The sequence below is a fragment of the Cupriavidus sp. MPR-AND1C genome (assembly GCF_058809705.1).
Genome location: NZ_JBXASU010000055.1, coordinates 35,054 through 49,772, shown reverse-complemented (window position 1 = coordinate 49,772; position 14,719 = coordinate 35,054). Strand labels below are relative to the sequence as shown.

Sequence of the window (14,719 nt, the reverse complement as noted above, 5' to 3'; positions counted from 1 at the left end):
GGGTAAGGGGGCAAGGGGGCCACCGCGGCCCCGAGGCTTTCCGATGTCCTGTGTTTTGCGGTCTATTGCGCAAACCAGGCTTTCGGCGAGGCATACGCAAGGTACAACGCTCTATAAGCCACAACGAGTTCATCGAGGCTGAACGAGCGGTTCAACCCGCTCGGATTTGGAAGGATCCACACTGTCGACCCGCCGAACATAGCGTTCTGGCGTCCCCATGACACGTGCCGCTGACCTGATATCGCTGCGTATGCGGCCTTGCCCAGGAAGGCGATACAGGCGGGGCGATGAAGTTCGATTTTCTTCAGTAGCGCCGATGTCGATGCATGGAATTCATGCGGTGAAAGCTGATCGGCCCGCGCGGTAGGCCGAGCAACGGCCGTTGTCAATCCGCACCGGTGGGCGAGCAGGTCCCGGTCGTTTTCCGGGCGCATCAGCACTGGCGTGAAACCGGCCAGATGCAAGACTCGCCAGAAGCGGTTGCCATTGCCTTCAAAGTGGTGGCCGCCTGCCGCCGCTTTCATGCCGGGATTGATTCCACAAAAAACGACTGCCAAGCCTTCCGATATCACGTCCGGTAGCGATGGTGATGGCGATGGCGCACCGCCTGTCGGGTCGGAGACGATGCGCAGGTCCTGGACTTCGGTCATGTCGTTCGCCGTTTCAACCGCCGAGCAGCTTACCGTTAAGCAGAATGTGCAGCGTTTTGACAAAGAGAACCCCAATCGCGAGGGTCAGCATGGCGAGCAGGATGATGGCAATCGCCTTCACGGGCCAGGCCTGGACGAACATCGCGTATTTCAGCGACGCAATCGCCAGCGCTGCCATTGGAAAGCTGATTGCCCACCAACCCGAAGCGAACGGCATTCCCCTGCGAAACACCTTGGGCGCCAGTGTGAGGAATATAAAGAGACCGAAGTAGAACAGCAACCCGGAGAACGTGTCGACGTGCTGCGTAAAGTTGGTGTAGGCAAGAAAGCCCACTTCAAACGGTGCCATCAGGATCAGCAGCGAAGGGACCATGCCGGCGGGCAGCGGTTCGTGGTGAATCATTCGCGACATGATCATCGTAAAGAACAAGAGAGCAATCATTGTGCCAACGGCCAGCGCGAAGAGGTTGACTTCATGCGCCCACGGCATTGGCATGGTCCCGCCGGTAACGGCGATGTCCAACGTGGCCACACCCGGGATGAACCAGGCGGGAACGGCGTGCGCCGCGTCAATCTTTCCCCGCAGCAGCCGGCCCGCAATCGCAAAGCAGAGCGCAAGCGTGAAAATGGTACCCACCGTCCACATGATTTCGGAGAGCGTCGGGCTCAATGGCGCAACGACCGATGAAAGCAGCAGGATAGCGATCGTGATCGTGCCAAAGAAATTGCCGGCGACGGGATGCCGGTACTCGGCGACAACCGCCTCAGGATGTTTGACTGCCTTGACGAGATAGCCCGCGCCCAGCACGACGAACACCACCAAGGCGAGGATGCCGGCTGCATCGGAGATCAGCGGACTTACCCCGAACTCGTGGCTGGCCTGGCGCCACGCAATGGACAGTCCGGCAATGCCCATGACCGACGCAAACAGGTTGACGGGCAGATTTTTGATGGAAGCGGTTGCGCGCAAGGACTGCGGGTGGGGACTCGAAAGCGTTGACACAGCACATTCTCCGGATTTTTGCGGACCTGAGACGTGGCAGCCCAGAGCAGCCAATCGACAAGCCTCAAATCGTTCGCCGCCTCGTTTGCCGGGGCAGTGCGGCCGATAATATGCTCTTCCACATAAGAAGATAATCTGCCATTATTGGAAATCATCCTCCCAAAAATTGAGAACGTGGCCGATCGCTTCGAATCCATGTCGATCCTGGTGGCTGTCGTCGAGGCAGGCAGTTTTTCTGCTGCGGCGCGCCAGCTCAAGATGCCGCTCGCAACGGTGAGCCGCAAGGTCGCAGACCTGGAGTCGCACCTGAAAACCCGGCTCCTGCACCGCTCCACCCGACAGCTTTCCCTCACCGAGGCCGGGCAAGCGTATGTCGCCGCATGCCGGCGCATTCTCGAGGAAGTGGGGGAGGCGGAGCGTGCGGCGTCGGGGGAGTACGCGGCGCCCAAAGGCGAGATCGTCATCACCGCACCCCTCGTCTTCGGACGCCTGCACGTCTTGCCGGTGGTCGCGGATTTCCTCAAGATCTATCCGGACATCGATGTGCGGATGGTGCTGACCGACCGCGTGGTGCCGCTGCTTGAAGAGCACGTCGATGTCGCATTGCGGGTTGCCGACCTGCCCGACAGCAGTTTCGTCGCGGCACGGATTGGCTCCGTGCGCCGGGTGGTGTGCGCAAGCCCGGCCTACTTCGCCGAACACGGCATGCCGACGAGCCCCCTCGAGCTCACCGCGCATGCATGCATCACGTTTGAACGGATGACATCCAGGCAGGTTTGGACCTTCATGTCGGGCAAGTCGGAGATCGCGGTGCCCGTGCGTTCGCGGCTTGCCGTCAGCACCGCCGAAGCCGCGGTCGATGCGGCGGTGGCCGGCGTCGGGATCACGCGCGTGGCGTCTTATCAGATGGCGAGCGCGTTGCGCGCCGGTGCGCTCAAGATCGTGCTCGCACCGTTCGAGCCGGCGCCGTGGCCCGTCAGCCTTGTTCACACCGGACAGGGCATCCTGCCGCTGAAGCTGCACGCTTTCCTTGATTTCGCCGCGCCGCGCTTGAAGGCTCGGGTGGTGGAGGTGGAAGTCTGACGTTTGCAGGTCGAGGGTGCGTGCGTCGCCGGTGAGTTGCGGATTCAACCGGTCGATGCAACACTGGCCGATCCGAGAGGTTGGCAACCGGCAGGCCCAGTCTGCTCAGTGGGTAGATTGCGTATTTCAATAAGCTCGGCCAGGAGCGGCCCTTGACCTTGACATTGACAATCCGCAAAGCGTCCACCACTATCCGGGTATGCCCCACATACGCCAGATGAACATGATGTGCTTCTCCATGACCGCCTTCGGCGGGCCATGACGTCGTACGCATCCAGGATTCAGCGTATTACTCGAAGCCCCGCCAACAATGACGGGGCTTTTTGCTTCTCCGTCACTGATGGCCATGAACGGAGAATGGAAATGCTGGAAATTCGACGAGCCAGGCGAAGCGATGCCCAGGCGGCATTCGATATTCGCCGTCTGGCGATTCATGATCAATGCGGCACCGCCTATACCCCGGAGCAGGTCCAGGCTTGGACGACCGTGCCGCTCACGGAGTGGTATAGAGACCTGGTGGAAAATCACTTTCGTCTGGTCTGCATCCAGGGGGATCCCGTCGCCACCGGCATGATCGATTTCGAAAAGAGAGAATTGGGGGCAATCTTTGTCCACCCCGACTTCATGCAGCGCGGCCTGGGCATGAAAATGATGACCCACCTCGAATGCCTGGCACGCCAGGCCGAGTTGACTGAAATCAATCTCGAGGCCACGTTGAACGCCGCCGCCTTTTACCGGCGATGTGGTTTCATCGGCGATAAGCCGTCTGTCTACCAATCTCCCTCGGGGCTTCGGCTGGCCTGCATGCCCATGGTGAAGAAGCTTGCGTTGGCGCCTGCCGGATGACTTTTTCGGCTTGGGGATTCAGCGAGGAGCCATGCGAACCGGCTATGCTTGCTGCCTTCGTCGCGCTCCGGTAGTCTCCCTGTCTGGCAAAAGACCAAGGTGCATATGGCCGTCTCGAATGGCCGCTTCGTGGAGCGGACCGCGGACCATAGGATGCAAATTTCGCATGCGGTGGGAAAAATGTAGATGACTCTGATTGACGATTTTCTGCCTCGTTATGATTTCCGCGAGCGGCACGCTGCGCGCGTACACGCGCCGGCGAACATGATTCTGGATTGCGTTACTCGCCAACGTGTGCAAGATGATCCGCTGGTACGACTGGCCATTGGCCTGCGCGAACTGCCGTCGCGCTTGATGAGCCGGTCGAGCAGACCCCCGCTTGATCTCGACGATTTCACATTTCTTGGCCGCGAGGGGGATGCCGGGCTAGCGTTCGGACTGACAGGCGCGTTCTGGCGGGCAGATTACGGTTTGCTGGACATTGCGTCCCCCGAAGCCTTCAAGGCGACTGTCAGACTGGACGTCTGCCAGCTCGTCATGAGCTTCAACGTAGATGCCGATGCGTCAGGCGCGTCCGTGCTGAGCACGGAGACCCGGGTGTTTTGTCCAACCGCGGCAGTTCGTCGCCGCTTTGCGCCCTACTGGTACGTCATCCGTCCTGTCAGTGGGTTACTCCGGCGGCGTATGCTTGCCAGGGTTCGGCGACAGGCCGAGCGTCTCGCCACGGAACGATGAGAGCCATCCGGCCTTCATCGCGATGAGGGAATCGGCAAGGCTTGCGCTACCGGCGAACTCACCGCGAAGCTCGCACGGTTCGCAGCGAGTGGCTAGCCGCTAACGGCGAGGGCCGGAGGCAAGCGGTGGGTGGTGGGCGGCGCGCGGCTAGGACAGGCGTGCGATCTCCTCCAGCAGCGCCGCCTCCATCGCTTCGATCGGCGCGCGTGCGCAGCCGGTGTAGAACTCGACCTGGGCGCAAGCCTGGTGCAGCATCATGCGCGTGCCGTCGATGGTGCGGCAGCCAAGCTCGGCGGCGTCCCGGATCAGCTTGCTCCTGACCGGGATAAAGGCAGCGTCCATGACGATCAGGTGGGCGGCAAGCAGCCCGGCCACGGGGTTGACATCGGGTGCGCGAAAGCCGGCGGCCGTCGCGTTGGCGAGCAGGTCGAAGTCTGCCGCCCGGAAGTCGGACAACGCGCCGCCAAAGCGCAGGCCAAGCGAGGCGGCCAGTTCCTCGCCGCGCGCCGCGGTGCGGTTGAATAGGGTCACGGCGGCGCCGGCCTCGCGCAATCCATAGGCCATGGCACGCGCCGCGCCGCCCGCGCCCAGCAGCGCGATGCGCTTGCCTGGCAGTTCGGTCACCTCCTGGAAGGCACGTACGGCGCCGATGCAATCGGTGTTGTAGCCGGTCAGCACGCCATCGACATTGTTGATGGTATTGACCGCGCCGATGGCGCGCGCGGTCTCGTCGAGGTGGTCGAGGTGAGGGATCACGGCCTGCTTGTGCGGCATCGATACATTCATGCCACGCACGCCCAGCGCGCGGATCGATTGCACGGCGCCGGGCACGTCCTGCACGCCGAAGCAGACGAAGGTGTAGTCGATCTCCAGCGCCCGGTAGGCCGCGTTGTGGATGCGCACATTGAAGGTGAAAGGCTCACCCATGATCGAGCCGCACAGCGTGGGAATGGAACGGGGCATTGCGGATGGTCCTTGCGGGAAAGTTCGGGCAGCGGCTTAAGCGATTAGAGCGGCCTAAGCGATTGCAGCGATTGCAGCGATGAGCGATTCAAGCGGCCATGGCCGTCAGGTCGAAGCGCGCGGCGGGTGGCCGGCCGGCCAGCGCGTCCAGCAGATTGCGCGTGGCCAGCTCCGCCATGGCGCGGCGGGTTTCATGCGTGGCTGAGCCGATGTGGGGCAGGGCAGTCACCCGCGCATGGCAGCGCAGCGGCGAATCCTGCGGCAGCGGTTCGGTGGCAAAGACGTCGAGCCCGGCCGCGCGCAGGTGGCCGCTGTCGAGCGCCGCGAGCAGCGCGTCTTCCTGCACGATCTGGCCGCGGGCGCCGTTGACAAAGATGGCCCCCGGTTTCATCAGCGCGAACTCGCGCTGCCCCATCAAGCCGCGCGTGCTTTCGGTCAGCGGCAGCGTGACGGCGACGATGTCGGCGCGCCGCAAGGCGTCGTCGAGTTCCGTGCGGGTGGCGCGCCCCGCGAGATCGGGCGGTTCGGCGGCAGTCTCGTTGACGTAAAGCACTTCCATGCCGAAGCCAAGCGCTGCGCGGCGCGCCACCGCCTGGCCGATACGCCCGAAACCGAGGATCGCCAGCGTCTTGCCGTGCACGTCCCAGCCGAACAGGCTTTCACCGATATTGGCGGCCCAGCGGCCTTCGCGCACATGGGCGGCGAGTTCAACCAGGCGGCGGCTGGCCGCCATGATGAGCGCGAAGACCGTGTCGGCGGTGGTTTCGGTGAGTACGCCGGGCGTATGGCAGAGCGTAATGCCACGCCGGCGCAGGCAGGCGAGATCATAGTTGTCGACCCCCACCGAAATGCTCGAGATCACTTCCAGCTGGCCGGCTTCTGCCAGTTCGGCTGCGCCTAGCTTGACGCTGGAGCCGATCAGGCCGTGCGCGTTCGCCAGCGCGGCGCGAAAGGCCGGCCGTTGCGCCGGCTGGCGCGGGTCGGCGACGATCACGTCATGCTCCGCTTCGATCCGGGCGAGCAGGTCGGGCGGAATGGGGCGGAACACCAGTACATTCTTGCGCATCGCAAATCCTTGCTGTGACTTCACAGGTTGCTGGCCGCCAGCAGGGCATGGGTCGGCAGGCCTTCGGTATCGCCGCGCACCTGCACCGCCCGCGCGCCGATCCATGCGCCGCGCCGGACGGCGTCGGCCACCGTCCGGCCTTGCAGCAGCGCGCTGATGACGCCCACGGCAAAGCCGTCTCCCGCGCCGACGGTGTCGACGACACGCTCGACGCTGAACGCCGGGACATGGCCGGTGCCGGCTTCGCCATCGAAGTAGGCGCCTTCAGCGCCCAGCTTCACCACGACCAGCCTGGCGCCGCGCCCACGGTAAAAGGCGGCGATGCGTTCGGGCTCGGCATGGCCGGTCAGGAAGCGGCCTTCCTCGATGCCGGGCAGCACCCAGTCGCACTGTTGGGCCAGGCCATTGAGCGTCTCGCGCATCAACTCGGGCGTGGCCCACAACGCGGGGCGCAGATTGGGATCGAACGAGATCGTGCGGCCGGCAGCCCGCATGATGGCGATGGCCTGGCGCGTGGCGGCCTGCGTGCCTTCGGCCAGCGCGGGGAACACGCCGGTGACGTGCAGGTGCCGTGCGCGCCGTAGCCACCGGTCGTCCAGATGTCCCGGGTTCATGCGGCTTGCGGCCGAGCCGCGGCGGTGATACTCAACGGGCGGATCGCTGCCGTCGTCGACCCGTCCCTTGAACTGAAATCCGGTGCGCTCGCCGGGTTCGCACACCACCTGGCTGCAATCCACGCCTTCACGCCGCATTTCACCGAGCAGGTAGCGCGCCATCGAATCATCGCCGAGGCGGCTGGCCCATCCGACCTTCAGGCCCAGGCGCGACAGGCCGATGGCCACATTGGTCTCGGCGCCGGCGGTGCGTTTGTGGAAGGTCTGCACGCCTTCGAGCGGCCCGGCTTCACCGGCCACCAGCATCAGCATTGCCTCGCCCAGCGTCACCACATCCAGATCCGGGCTCATGCGGGAATCTCCACCGAACGCAGCAGTTCGACATGCTTGCGCGTGACCTGTACCAGGTCTTCGCCTTGCAGCGGAAACTCGATGGCGCGCGCAACGCCGGCGGGCAGGCGGCGCAATACGCTGCGCCATGGCGCAGCCGATTGGTCCAGCGGCACGGCAACCCACTTGGCGGGCGTGCGCAGCACGCCTTTGCAGTGCACATAGCCCACCTGGGCGGCGAAGACCTGCGCGGCGTCGAGGGGATCTTCGCCCGTCCAGTGCCAGTTGCCCATATCGAAGGTCATCGGCACCGTCTTGCCGAATGCCGTGGCACGCGCGAAGAAGTCGCGCAGCGGCGGTACGGTGCCGGCGCTGGCGGTCTGGTCGTTTTCCACGACGAGCTCGATGCCGCCGTGCCGCAGCCACGGGAGCAATCCTTCAAGCGCAGTGCCTTCCCGGTAGCCGCCCAGCGACATCTTGACCCGGCCGGCACCGAGCGCCAGCGCGGTCGTGAAGGCGCGGTCGAGCGCGGCGAGGTCGAGGCTACCGGTTTCGCTCCAGAGGCCTTCGGGGCTGGACCAGACCACGCTTATCCCATGCTGTTCGGCGACCGCGCGCTGTTCCCTGACTTCATCCTTGTGTCCGCGCTGGAGTTCGCCACGGTATTCCACGCCGTCCGCGCCGGCCGCCGCGGCAATCCGCGCCAGCGCCGCTTGCCCGTCGCGCCGGGCCAGGTCCGCGCCATAGGCCGTGAGCGAGATCAGCACCGGCGGCTGCAAAGAACCATCTTGTTGCCGCCGGGTCATTTCAGGGCTCCCGCGCTGAGGAATTGCTGCAGTTCCGGTGTCCGTGGCTGCGCGAACAGTGCCTTTGACGGGCCGGCCTCGTGCACCTTGCCCTGGTGCATGAAGATGGTGGTATGCGCCATGCGGCGCGCGAACTCCATCTCATGCGTCACCAGCACCATGGTCATGCCGGAAGCGGCCAGGTTTTCCATGACGCGCAGCACTTCCGCGGTCAGCTCCGGATCGAGCGCGGAGGTTACCTCGTCGAACAGCATCACCTTGGGTTCCATCGCCAGCGAACGGGCGATGGCCACGCGCTGCTGCTGGCCGCCGGAGAGCTGCTCGGGGTAGCAGTCCTTCTTGTCCTGCAGGCCGACCTGGGCCAGCACCTGGTCGACGATGCCGTCGATCTTGCCCGTGGCCATCTTCTTGACGATGGCAGGCGCCAGCGCAATGTTCTCGCCCACCGTCAGGTGCGGGAAGAGGTTGTAGCTCTGGAACACCATGCCTACGTCGCGGCGCAGGTCGAGCAGCCGCTTCCTGTCGTGGTCCAGCTTGTGCCCGGCGACCGTGATATTGCCGGCGTTGATGGTTTCCAGGCCGTTCAGGCAGCGCAGCATGGTGCTCTTGCCGGAACCGCTGCGGCCGATGATGGCGACCACCTGGCCCGGCTCGATGGCAAACGACACGCCTTTCAGGACTTCGACGGGGCCATAGGATTTGTGCACGCCTTGTGCTTCAACGATGGGCATGGAGCCTCCTTTCCATGCGCCTGGCTGCCGAAGAAAGCGGGAAGCAAAGCGCGAAGTAGATAAGTGCGACGACGACGAAGACCGCGAAGGGCTGGAAGGTCGCGTTGTTGATCAGCTGGCCGGCGCGGGTGAGTTCGATGACGCCGATGATGGAAGTGATCGAGGTGTTCTTGACCAGCTGGACCGAGAAGCCCACCGTGGGCGGCAGGGCCAGCCGCACGGCCTGCGGCAGCACGACATGGCGCAGCTGCTGCCAGCGGGTGAGGGCGAGCGCCTCGCTGGCCTCCCACTGCCCTTGCGGCACGGCCTCGATGCAGCCCCGCCAGATCTCGCCAAGATAAGCGCTGGCGTAGATCGACATCGCCAGCATGGCCGCCACCATCGGCGACAGCTTGAGCCCGAGCACGGAGAGGCCGTAGTAGCTCAGGAACAGCACGATCAGCACCGGCGTGCCTTGCACGATTTGGATATAGACCGTGCTGGCGAGGCGCAGCAGGGCGTTTCTGGAGGTCCGCGCCAGCGCCACCAGGAAGCCGGCCAGCGTGCCGCCGACGAAGGCCAGCAAGGTCACCCACAGCGTCCAGCGTGCTGCCAGGAGCAGGATTTCAAGATGATTCCAGGAGAACTCGGTGATCATTTCGCGCTCCCTGCCACAGCCGGCGTCAGCGCCGCATGCGCCAGCGGTGCAACGCGGGCAGTGCGCGCGGCCTTCCTGGCGCGCGCCACCACGCGGCGCCGCCGGAACACCAGGTTGCCGATCAGGGCAAACATGGCGCGCAGGAGCAGTGCTAGCCCGATGTAGATGAACATGACAAGGATGTAGCTCTCGAAGGTGCGGAAGGTCTGCGAATCGATCTGGCTGGCGACCGCCGTGAGCTCTTCCACCGAGATCGCCGACACCACGCTCGAAGTCAGCATCATCAGCGTGAACTGGCTGGTCAGCGCCGGATAGACCTTCTCGAAGGCCGGCACCAGGGCGACGTGGCGGATCAACTGCCAGCGCGTCATGCCCAGCGCGGCGGCGGCTTCGAGCTGCGAACGGTGGACGGCCTGCAGGCCGGCCCGGATGATCTCGGTCGAGTAGGCCCCGAGATTGACCGTCATGGCAATCACCGCGGCGGTGATGGCATCGATCTGCAGGCCGATGGTAGGCAAGCCGAAGAAGATGATGAAGAGCTGGATCAGGAAGGGCGTGTTGCGGATCGCCTCGACGTATACCCTGGCGGCGCGCTGGAGCCAGGGGCCGCCAAACGCTGCCGCGATGGCGCCGGCGGTGCCGACCAGCGTGCCGAGCAGGATCGAGCCAAAGCTGAGCGCCAGCGTCATGGCCGCGCCGCGCGCAAAGCTATCCAGCTGCGACAGCACCGGGCTCCATTCAAATTGATAGTTCATGCGGGTCTCCTGGCGCGCAGGCTGACGCCCGCGCGCAACGTCGGGCTTGCCGGGGTCAGAACGTTTGCAGCGCGGGCAGCGCCTTGCCGGTCCACTTCTGCGCAATGGCGTCGAGCTCGCCATTGAGCTTGACGTAGGAGATGGTGGTGTTGAGCCACTGGCGCAGCTCGAAGGCGTCCTTGCGCACGGCCATCGAGTTCGGTTGCACCGAGAACGCGAACTTGGCATCGAACTTGCCGGCGCCGCGTGCCTTCATGATCTCGTTGCCGGTGGTGCTGGGCAGGGCAATGGCTTCGACCTGGTTGCTGATCAGCGCCTGCGCGCAGGTCGCGTCGTCCTCGAAGCGGACGATGCTCATGCCGGGCACAGCCAGGCGGGTCAGTGCCGTGTCCTGCGTGGTGCCGCGCGTCACGCCAACCTTCTTCTTCCCAAGCTCAGCCAGCTTGGCGTACCTGGCCGCGACCGGCGCGAAGATGGTCAGCTCGAACGCGCTGTAGGGCGAGCTGAACATGATGGCCCGCGCCCGCTCGGGCGTCGGCGCCAGGGTGGCGACCAGGAAATCGACCTTGCCGGCTTCCAGCGCCGGAATGCGGCTGGGAGAGGTGAGCGGCACGATATCGACCGGCACGCCGAGGTACTTGCCCAACAGGTTGGCCACGTCGACATCGTAGCCGGCGGGCTTGCCGGTGGCGTCGGTGGTGCCGAAGGGCGGCGCGCCCGTCACCACGCCGATGGTGACCTTGCCCCTCTTGACGATCTCGGCGACGGTCTGCGCCTGGACTCCGGCCGAGGTGCTGGCCAGGACCAGCAGCGTGAGCACGGGCGCGGCAATCTGGCGCAACAAGCGTTGGATGTTCATCAATGTCTCCTGCACGTTCTGTGGAATGTGTCGCTGGCGTCGCAGCGATCGGCAGTACGGTTCTGAAACCGGTTTCAGGATTATAGGAAACCGGTTTCAGAACTCCAGCAGTGGAAACCCTTACGGGTGGAACGGGGGGATGGAGCGAGGGAGAGGGTGGCGCTCGTTACGCCGTCGCGTCGCCAAGAACGACTTTCGGCTTCCTGTCAGCCGCGGCGCGTCGACCCGCGCTTGACCAGGGTGCCAGGCAACAGGACCTGGCGCGGCGCAAGCTGCGCGCCTTGCAGCCGCTCGATCAGGCAGTTGGTGGCGGCGCGTCCGATGTCGTCGGTGGGCTGGGAAATGGTGCTCAGGCCAGGGCCGACCAGGGCAGCCCATTCCGGATCATCGAACCCGACCAGGCCGAGGTCGGTACCGAGCTGCCACCCCAGCCTGGCGGCGGCGGCGGCCACGCGCAGCGAGATCACCGCATTGGCCGCCAGCACGGCTACCGGCGCCTCGCCGGCGTCGCGGCGCAGGGCGCGCAGCGCTTCGTCGAGAGCGGCGTCGTCACCGGTACGGGCTTCGAACACGCTTCCGCCCAGCGAGTCCGCATGCTCCGCGATGAAGTTCTGGAAGGCCCGGGCCCGCTCGTTGCGCGAGCTGATGGCCTTGATCGGCTCGCTGATGAAGAGCAGGCGCCGGTAGCCGGCTTCGAGCAGGTGGGCGGCAGCCTCGTGAACCGCGGAGAGGTTATCCAGGGCCACCAGGTCGACCTGGGCGTCGCCGACCTTGCGGTCGACCAGCACGACCGGCTTGCCCAGTTGCGCGGCATCGGCAAGGGCGCCGGCGTCGTGGCCCAGTGTGTGCAGGATGAAGCCCTCGACCCGGTAGGCTGACAGCGAGCGAATGGCTTCGCGCTCCAGCTGCTCGTCATTGCCCAGGTTGAACAGCATCACCATATAGCCAGCGTCGCGGCAGGCCTTCTCCACACCACGCAGTACGGCCACCGAGAACGAATTGGAAACGTCCGCCACCACCAGCCCGATCAGGCGCGACTTGCCACGCTTGAGCGCCTGCGCCATGGGACTCGGGCTATAGCCCAGCGCGCGCACGGCCGCGGCCACGCGTGCCTCCACGTCGGCGGACAACTGCTCGCCGCCCCGGTTCAGGAAGCGCGACACCGTCGCTTTGGAGACGCCCGCATAGTTGGCAACGTCCTGGATGGTGAGTGTCTCTGCGGGCTTCAGGTCGGACTTGGGTTGTGTCACAGCGTGTGGCATGGGAAGTCGGTCTCGGTGAAACCAGTTTCAGGATTATGCATCGTGCGTACCTGTCTTGCCAGCACCCCGGGTCGAGCGCGAATGCCGCCACATCGCGCAGATCCGCCGGGTCGCGACAGGCACGCCGATCGTGTTTGCGTCGCGTTCCAGTTTGGCTGGCTTGCGCACGGGGTCAGCGAGTAGAGGCAGGCGGTGGCGAGGCGCAGTGGCGCCGGCGCAGGTTCTCCGTGGTCTGGCCAGTGCCGTCCGCGCGCCAGCCGGGCGGCAGCATCACGTAACGGATGGCGGTCCATGCATTGCCCGCCGACGCGATATCCCGCGCAAGGCTGACCCAGTGCTCGAACTGGTTGACGAGCGGGTTGCGCGTATGCGTCGGCGTGACCAAGCCGTAACGGCACGGTTCGTCGGCGCGTTCCTCGACGTAGGTGCCGAACAGGCGATCGAACACGATCAGCACGCCGCCGTAGTTGGCATCCAGGTAAGCGGCATTCGACGCGTGGTGCACGCGGTGGGCCGACGGCGTGTTGAGCACGTATTCGAGCCAGCCGAGCTTGGGCATCCACGTGTTGTGCAGCCAGAACTGATACAGCAGGTTGAACATCAGCGTGGCGAGCACGACCTCAGGGCGCACGCCAAGCCAGACGAGCGGCGCGAAGAACATCGCCGAGCCGCTCAGCTTGCTGGTCCAGCCAAGGCGATAGGCGGACGACAGCGTCAACTGGTTCGGCGAGTGATGAACCGCATGCGTGGCCCAGAAGAAACGGATGCGGTGCGACGCGCGGTGATACCAGTAGTAGCAGAACTCCTGGCCGACAAACAGCAGCAGCGCCATCAGCGCGCTGTTGATCGTGACGGTAAAGAGGCGATGATCCCAGGCGAAGGCGAAGATCGGCGTTGCCAGCGAGAGCGGCAGCAGCGCGAACAGCTTGCCGCCGGCCAGGTCGGCCAGCGACAGCCACGTTTCATTCCAGTCGAACGGCGCGGCGCTGTCGCGCAGCTTTCGGGTCAGCACGAAAGCCTCGATCAGCGAGACGGCGACGATGAACGACGTGGCTAACGCGACATAGAGTGCGATGTTTCCAGTGGTGTGCATGATGGGCGCGGAACAGGTTGGGGTGGGACGCGTCGTGCGCGGCAGTGACCGCCGTCGCGTCGGGTGAGGCCACTGTAGTGGGCGGCCGCGGGCAGAGCCAGGCGGGAAATATGTCGCCCGATGTCAGCCAATCCGTCAGCCAATCCGTCAGCCCGGCCGGTGTAACACCGCGACATGTTTTCCATGGCGAATGTTTCGCACCCTCGTCCTATAGTTCGTCCCGTTGCCAGGCCGCAGTGCGTGACCTGACCCGAACCCGAACCCGAACCCGAACACGAAGGACATCCCATGAAACGCCATCACGTTGTCACAGCGGCCGCGTCGCTGATCCTCCTCGCCAGCACCCCGGCCTTCGCTGGCTGGTCGGGCCACGGCGCGGCCTACACGCCGCACGGCGTCTACAACGGCGCGCATGCCGGTTCATGCTCGGGCGCAAGCTGTTCGCACGCCGGTGGCGTCGCCGGTCCCTACGGCGGGATCGCGACGAATACCGGCACGGTGACCCGTACCGCGCCGGGGCAGTTCTCCAACTCGGGCACGGCGACCGGGCCCAATGGCCGCTCGGTACAGCATGCTGGCGACACCAGTTGCGCCGGCGGCACCTGTTCGCACACGGGCAACCTCACCGGGCCAAACGGCCAGACTGTCTCCACGGCGGGCAGCGTGACGCGTGACGCGCCGGGCCAGTATGCATCGTCGGGCACGATCACCGGCTCGAACGGCAACACGGTCAGCCACGCGGCATCGACCACTTGCGCCGGCGCGACGTGCGCCCGTTCGGGGACGGTGACCGGCGCGGACGGCGGCACCGTCACCCACTCTGGCACCGCGACGCGCGTGGCGCCGGGTGTCGTGACGACGGGCGCCGCGACGGTGGTGCATGGCGGCACGGTGACGACCGCAGGCACAGTCACTACCGGCGGCACGGTGACCACGGTGGGCGCCACCGTGGCGGTTGGCGCCGCACCGGTGGTCGTCACGCCCGCGCCAGTGGCCTATGTGCAGCCCACGCCTGTCTACCTGCCGCCCGCGCAGCCCCCGAAGGCGGTCTACGTCGCCCCGCCGGCGCCCAAGGTGGTGGTGGTTGCGCCGCCGCCCCCGCCTCGGGTTGTGTATGTCGCGCCGCGTGCCGTCTACGTGGCACGGGCACCGCGTGCGGCGGTCATTGTGCCCGGACACTGGGTCGGCCGCGTCTGGGTGCCCGCGCACTGGGCCTGACGGCCATCAGCCCAATCTGATTGTTCCGGATCGATGCGGATCGACTACCCCCGCCGGCATCGAATGTC

The 14,719-nt window shown here is 65.4% G+C and carries 16 protein-coding genes; 4 read left to right on the top strand and 12 right to left on the bottom strand.

The features are described 5' to 3' along the window. Nucleotides 1-62 precede the first annotated feature (62 nt). Together mug and AC1RWI_RS25305 are read right to left on the bottom strand one after the other, a co-directional pair. Nucleotides 63-650 (bottom strand): G/U mismatch-specific DNA glycosylase, encoded by a 588-nt coding sequence (mug, locus tag AC1RWI_RS25310; RefSeq protein ID WP_492869499.1) that lies wholly within the window; start codon nucleotides 648-650, stop codon nucleotides 63-65. A gap of 13 nt (nucleotides 651-663) precedes the next feature. Beyond that, a complete protein-coding gene (locus AC1RWI_RS25305; protein ID WP_492869497.1) occupies nucleotides 664-1,653 on the bottom strand; it encodes an SLAC1 anion channel family protein in 990 nt (329 codons plus the stop codon). Between the two features lie 195 nt (nucleotides 1,654-1,848). Between AC1RWI_RS25305 and AC1RWI_RS25300 the strand changes: the two genes are divergently transcribed. From AC1RWI_RS25300 to AC1RWI_RS25290, 3 genes are all read left to right on the top strand, one after another. After that, the gene (locus AC1RWI_RS25300; RefSeq protein ID WP_492869505.1) at nucleotides 1,849-2,736 is read left to right on the top strand and encodes a LysR family transcriptional regulator; all 888 of its coding nucleotides are present in this window, start codon (nucleotides 1,849-1,851) and stop codon (nucleotides 2,734-2,736) included. Between the two features lie 357 nt (nucleotides 2,737-3,093). Then, on the top strand, nucleotides 3,094-3,582 hold the full coding sequence (locus AC1RWI_RS25295; RefSeq protein WP_492869495.1) for a GNAT family N-acetyltransferase: 489 nt from the start codon (nucleotides 3,094-3,096) through the stop codon (nucleotides 3,580-3,582). Between the two features lie 186 nt (nucleotides 3,583-3,768). Next, a complete protein-coding gene (locus tag AC1RWI_RS25290) occupies nucleotides 3,769-4,317 on the top strand; it encodes a hypothetical protein (RefSeq protein ID WP_043346036.1) in 549 nt (182 codons plus the stop codon). A gap of 147 nt (nucleotides 4,318-4,464) precedes the next feature. Here AC1RWI_RS25290 and AC1RWI_RS25285 read toward each other — a convergent pair whose 3' ends face one another. The 10 genes from AC1RWI_RS25285 to AC1RWI_RS25240 all read right to left on the bottom strand — a co-directional run bounded on the left by AC1RWI_RS25285 (nucleotide 4,465) and on the right by AC1RWI_RS25240 (nucleotide 13,433). Beyond that, nucleotides 4,465-5,280 (bottom strand): shikimate dehydrogenase family protein, encoded by an 816-nt coding sequence (locus tag AC1RWI_RS25285; protein ID WP_492869493.1) that lies wholly within the window; start codon nucleotides 5,278-5,280, stop codon nucleotides 4,465-4,467. Nucleotides 5,281-5,368: 88 nt separating this feature from the next. Further along, on the bottom strand, nucleotides 5,369-6,346 hold the full coding sequence (locus AC1RWI_RS25280; protein WP_492869491.1) for a 2-hydroxyacid dehydrogenase: 978 nt from the start codon (nucleotides 6,344-6,346) through the stop codon (nucleotides 5,369-5,371). 20 nt (nucleotides 6,347-6,366) lie between these two features. After that, nucleotides 6,367-7,311 carry a sugar kinase gene (locus AC1RWI_RS25275; RefSeq protein WP_492869489.1) on the bottom strand — a complete coding sequence of 315 codons (945 nt, stop codon included), beginning with the start codon at nucleotides 7,309-7,311 and terminating at the stop codon, nucleotides 6,367-6,369. Next, nucleotides 7,308-8,096: a sugar phosphate isomerase/epimerase family protein gene (locus AC1RWI_RS25270; protein ID WP_492869487.1), complete on the bottom strand. Its 789-nt coding sequence runs from the start codon at nucleotides 8,094-8,096 to the stop codon at nucleotides 7,308-7,310. Before AC1RWI_RS25270 ends, AC1RWI_RS25275 begins: the two co-directional genes overlap by 4 nt. Next, nucleotides 8,093-8,827 carry an amino acid ABC transporter ATP-binding protein gene (locus AC1RWI_RS25265; protein ID WP_492810102.1) on the bottom strand — a complete coding sequence of 245 codons (735 nt, stop codon included), beginning with the start codon at nucleotides 8,825-8,827 and terminating at the stop codon, nucleotides 8,093-8,095. The genes AC1RWI_RS25270 and AC1RWI_RS25265 overlap by 4 nt, the downstream gene beginning before the upstream one ends. Beyond that, nucleotides 8,814-9,464, bottom strand: a complete 651-nt coding sequence (locus AC1RWI_RS25260) for an amino acid ABC transporter permease (RefSeq protein ID WP_492869485.1) — start codon at nucleotides 9,462-9,464, stop codon at nucleotides 8,814-8,816. Before AC1RWI_RS25260 ends, AC1RWI_RS25265 begins: the two co-directional genes overlap by 14 nt. Then, entirely contained in the window at nucleotides 9,461-10,219 is a 759-nt protein-coding gene (locus AC1RWI_RS25255) for an amino acid ABC transporter permease (RefSeq protein ID WP_043346051.1), read from the bottom strand. The genes AC1RWI_RS25260 and AC1RWI_RS25255 overlap by 4 nt, the downstream gene beginning before the upstream one ends. 55 nt (nucleotides 10,220-10,274) lie before the next feature. Next, nucleotides 10,275-11,078 carry a transporter substrate-binding domain-containing protein gene (locus AC1RWI_RS25250; protein WP_043346052.1) on the bottom strand — a complete coding sequence of 268 codons (804 nt, stop codon included), beginning with the start codon at nucleotides 11,076-11,078 and terminating at the stop codon, nucleotides 10,275-10,277. 206 nt (nucleotides 11,079-11,284) lie between these two features. After that, nucleotides 11,285-12,340: a LacI family DNA-binding transcriptional regulator gene (locus AC1RWI_RS25245; RefSeq protein WP_492869482.1), complete on the bottom strand. Its 1,056-nt coding sequence runs from the start codon at nucleotides 12,338-12,340 to the stop codon at nucleotides 11,285-11,287. A gap of 172 nt (nucleotides 12,341-12,512) precedes the next feature. Continuing rightward, complete coding sequence (locus AC1RWI_RS25240; protein ID WP_492869480.1) at nucleotides 12,513-13,433, bottom strand: sterol desaturase family protein; 921 nt, start codon at nucleotides 13,431-13,433, stop codon at nucleotides 12,513-12,515. Nucleotides 13,434-13,721: 288 nt separating this feature from the next. Here AC1RWI_RS25240 and AC1RWI_RS25235 point away from each other — a divergent pair, with 288 nt between their 5' ends. Beyond that, complete coding sequence (locus AC1RWI_RS25235; protein ID WP_492869478.1) at nucleotides 13,722-14,651, top strand: hypothetical protein; 930 nt, start codon at nucleotides 13,722-13,724, stop codon at nucleotides 14,649-14,651. The last annotated feature ends 68 nt before the right edge of the window (nucleotides 14,652-14,719 follow it).

Excerpts from the sequence above, each read along its gene's own strand:
- AC1RWI_RS25295 (WP_492869495.1), top strand. The coding sequence starts at position 3,094 with ATGGAAATGCTGGAAATTCGACGAGCCAGGCGAAGCGATGCCCAGGCG.
- mug (WP_492869499.1), bottom strand. The coding sequence starts at position 650 with ATGACCGAAGTCCAGGACCTGCGCATCGTCTCCGACCCGACAGGCGGT.
- AC1RWI_RS25300 (WP_492869505.1), top strand. The coding sequence starts at position 1,849 with ATGTCGATCCTGGTGGCTGTCGTCGAGGCAGGCAGTTTTTCTGCTGCG.
- AC1RWI_RS25270 (WP_492869487.1), bottom strand. The coding sequence starts at position 8,096 with ATGACCCGGCGGCAACAAGATGGTTCTTTGCAGCCGCCGGTGCTGATC.
- AC1RWI_RS25235 (WP_492869478.1), top strand. The coding sequence starts at position 13,722 with ATGAAACGCCATCACGTTGTCACAGCGGCCGCGTCGCTGATCCTCCTC.
- AC1RWI_RS25290 (WP_043346036.1), top strand. The coding sequence starts at position 3,769 with ATGACTCTGATTGACGATTTTCTGCCTCGTTATGATTTCCGCGAGCGG.
- AC1RWI_RS25255 (WP_043346051.1), bottom strand. The coding sequence starts at position 10,219 with ATGAACTATCAATTTGAATGGAGCCCGGTGCTGTCGCAGCTGGATAGC.
- AC1RWI_RS25245 (WP_492869482.1), bottom strand. The coding sequence starts at position 12,340 with ATGCCACACGCTGTGACACAACCCAAGTCCGACCTGAAGCCCGCAGAG.
- AC1RWI_RS25275 (WP_492869489.1), bottom strand. The coding sequence starts at position 7,311 with ATGAGCCCGGATCTGGATGTGGTGACGCTGGGCGAGGCAATGCTGATG.
- AC1RWI_RS25260 (WP_492869485.1), bottom strand. The coding sequence starts at position 9,464 with ATGATCACCGAGTTCTCCTGGAATCATCTTGAAATCCTGCTCCTGGCA.
- AC1RWI_RS25240 (WP_492869480.1), bottom strand. The coding sequence starts at position 13,433 with ATGCACACCACTGGAAACATCGCACTCTATGTCGCGTTAGCCACGTCG.
- AC1RWI_RS25250 (WP_043346052.1), bottom strand. The coding sequence starts at position 11,078 with ATGAACATCCAACGCTTGTTGCGCCAGATTGCCGCGCCCGTGCTCACG.
- AC1RWI_RS25285 (WP_492869493.1), bottom strand. The coding sequence starts at position 5,280 with ATGCCCCGTTCCATTCCCACGCTGTGCGGCTCGATCATGGGTGAGCCT.
- AC1RWI_RS25280 (WP_492869491.1), bottom strand. The coding sequence starts at position 6,346 with ATGCGCAAGAATGTACTGGTGTTCCGCCCCATTCCGCCCGACCTGCTC.
- AC1RWI_RS25265 (WP_492810102.1), bottom strand. The coding sequence starts at position 8,827 with ATGCCCATCGTTGAAGCACAAGGCGTGCACAAATCCTATGGCCCCGTC.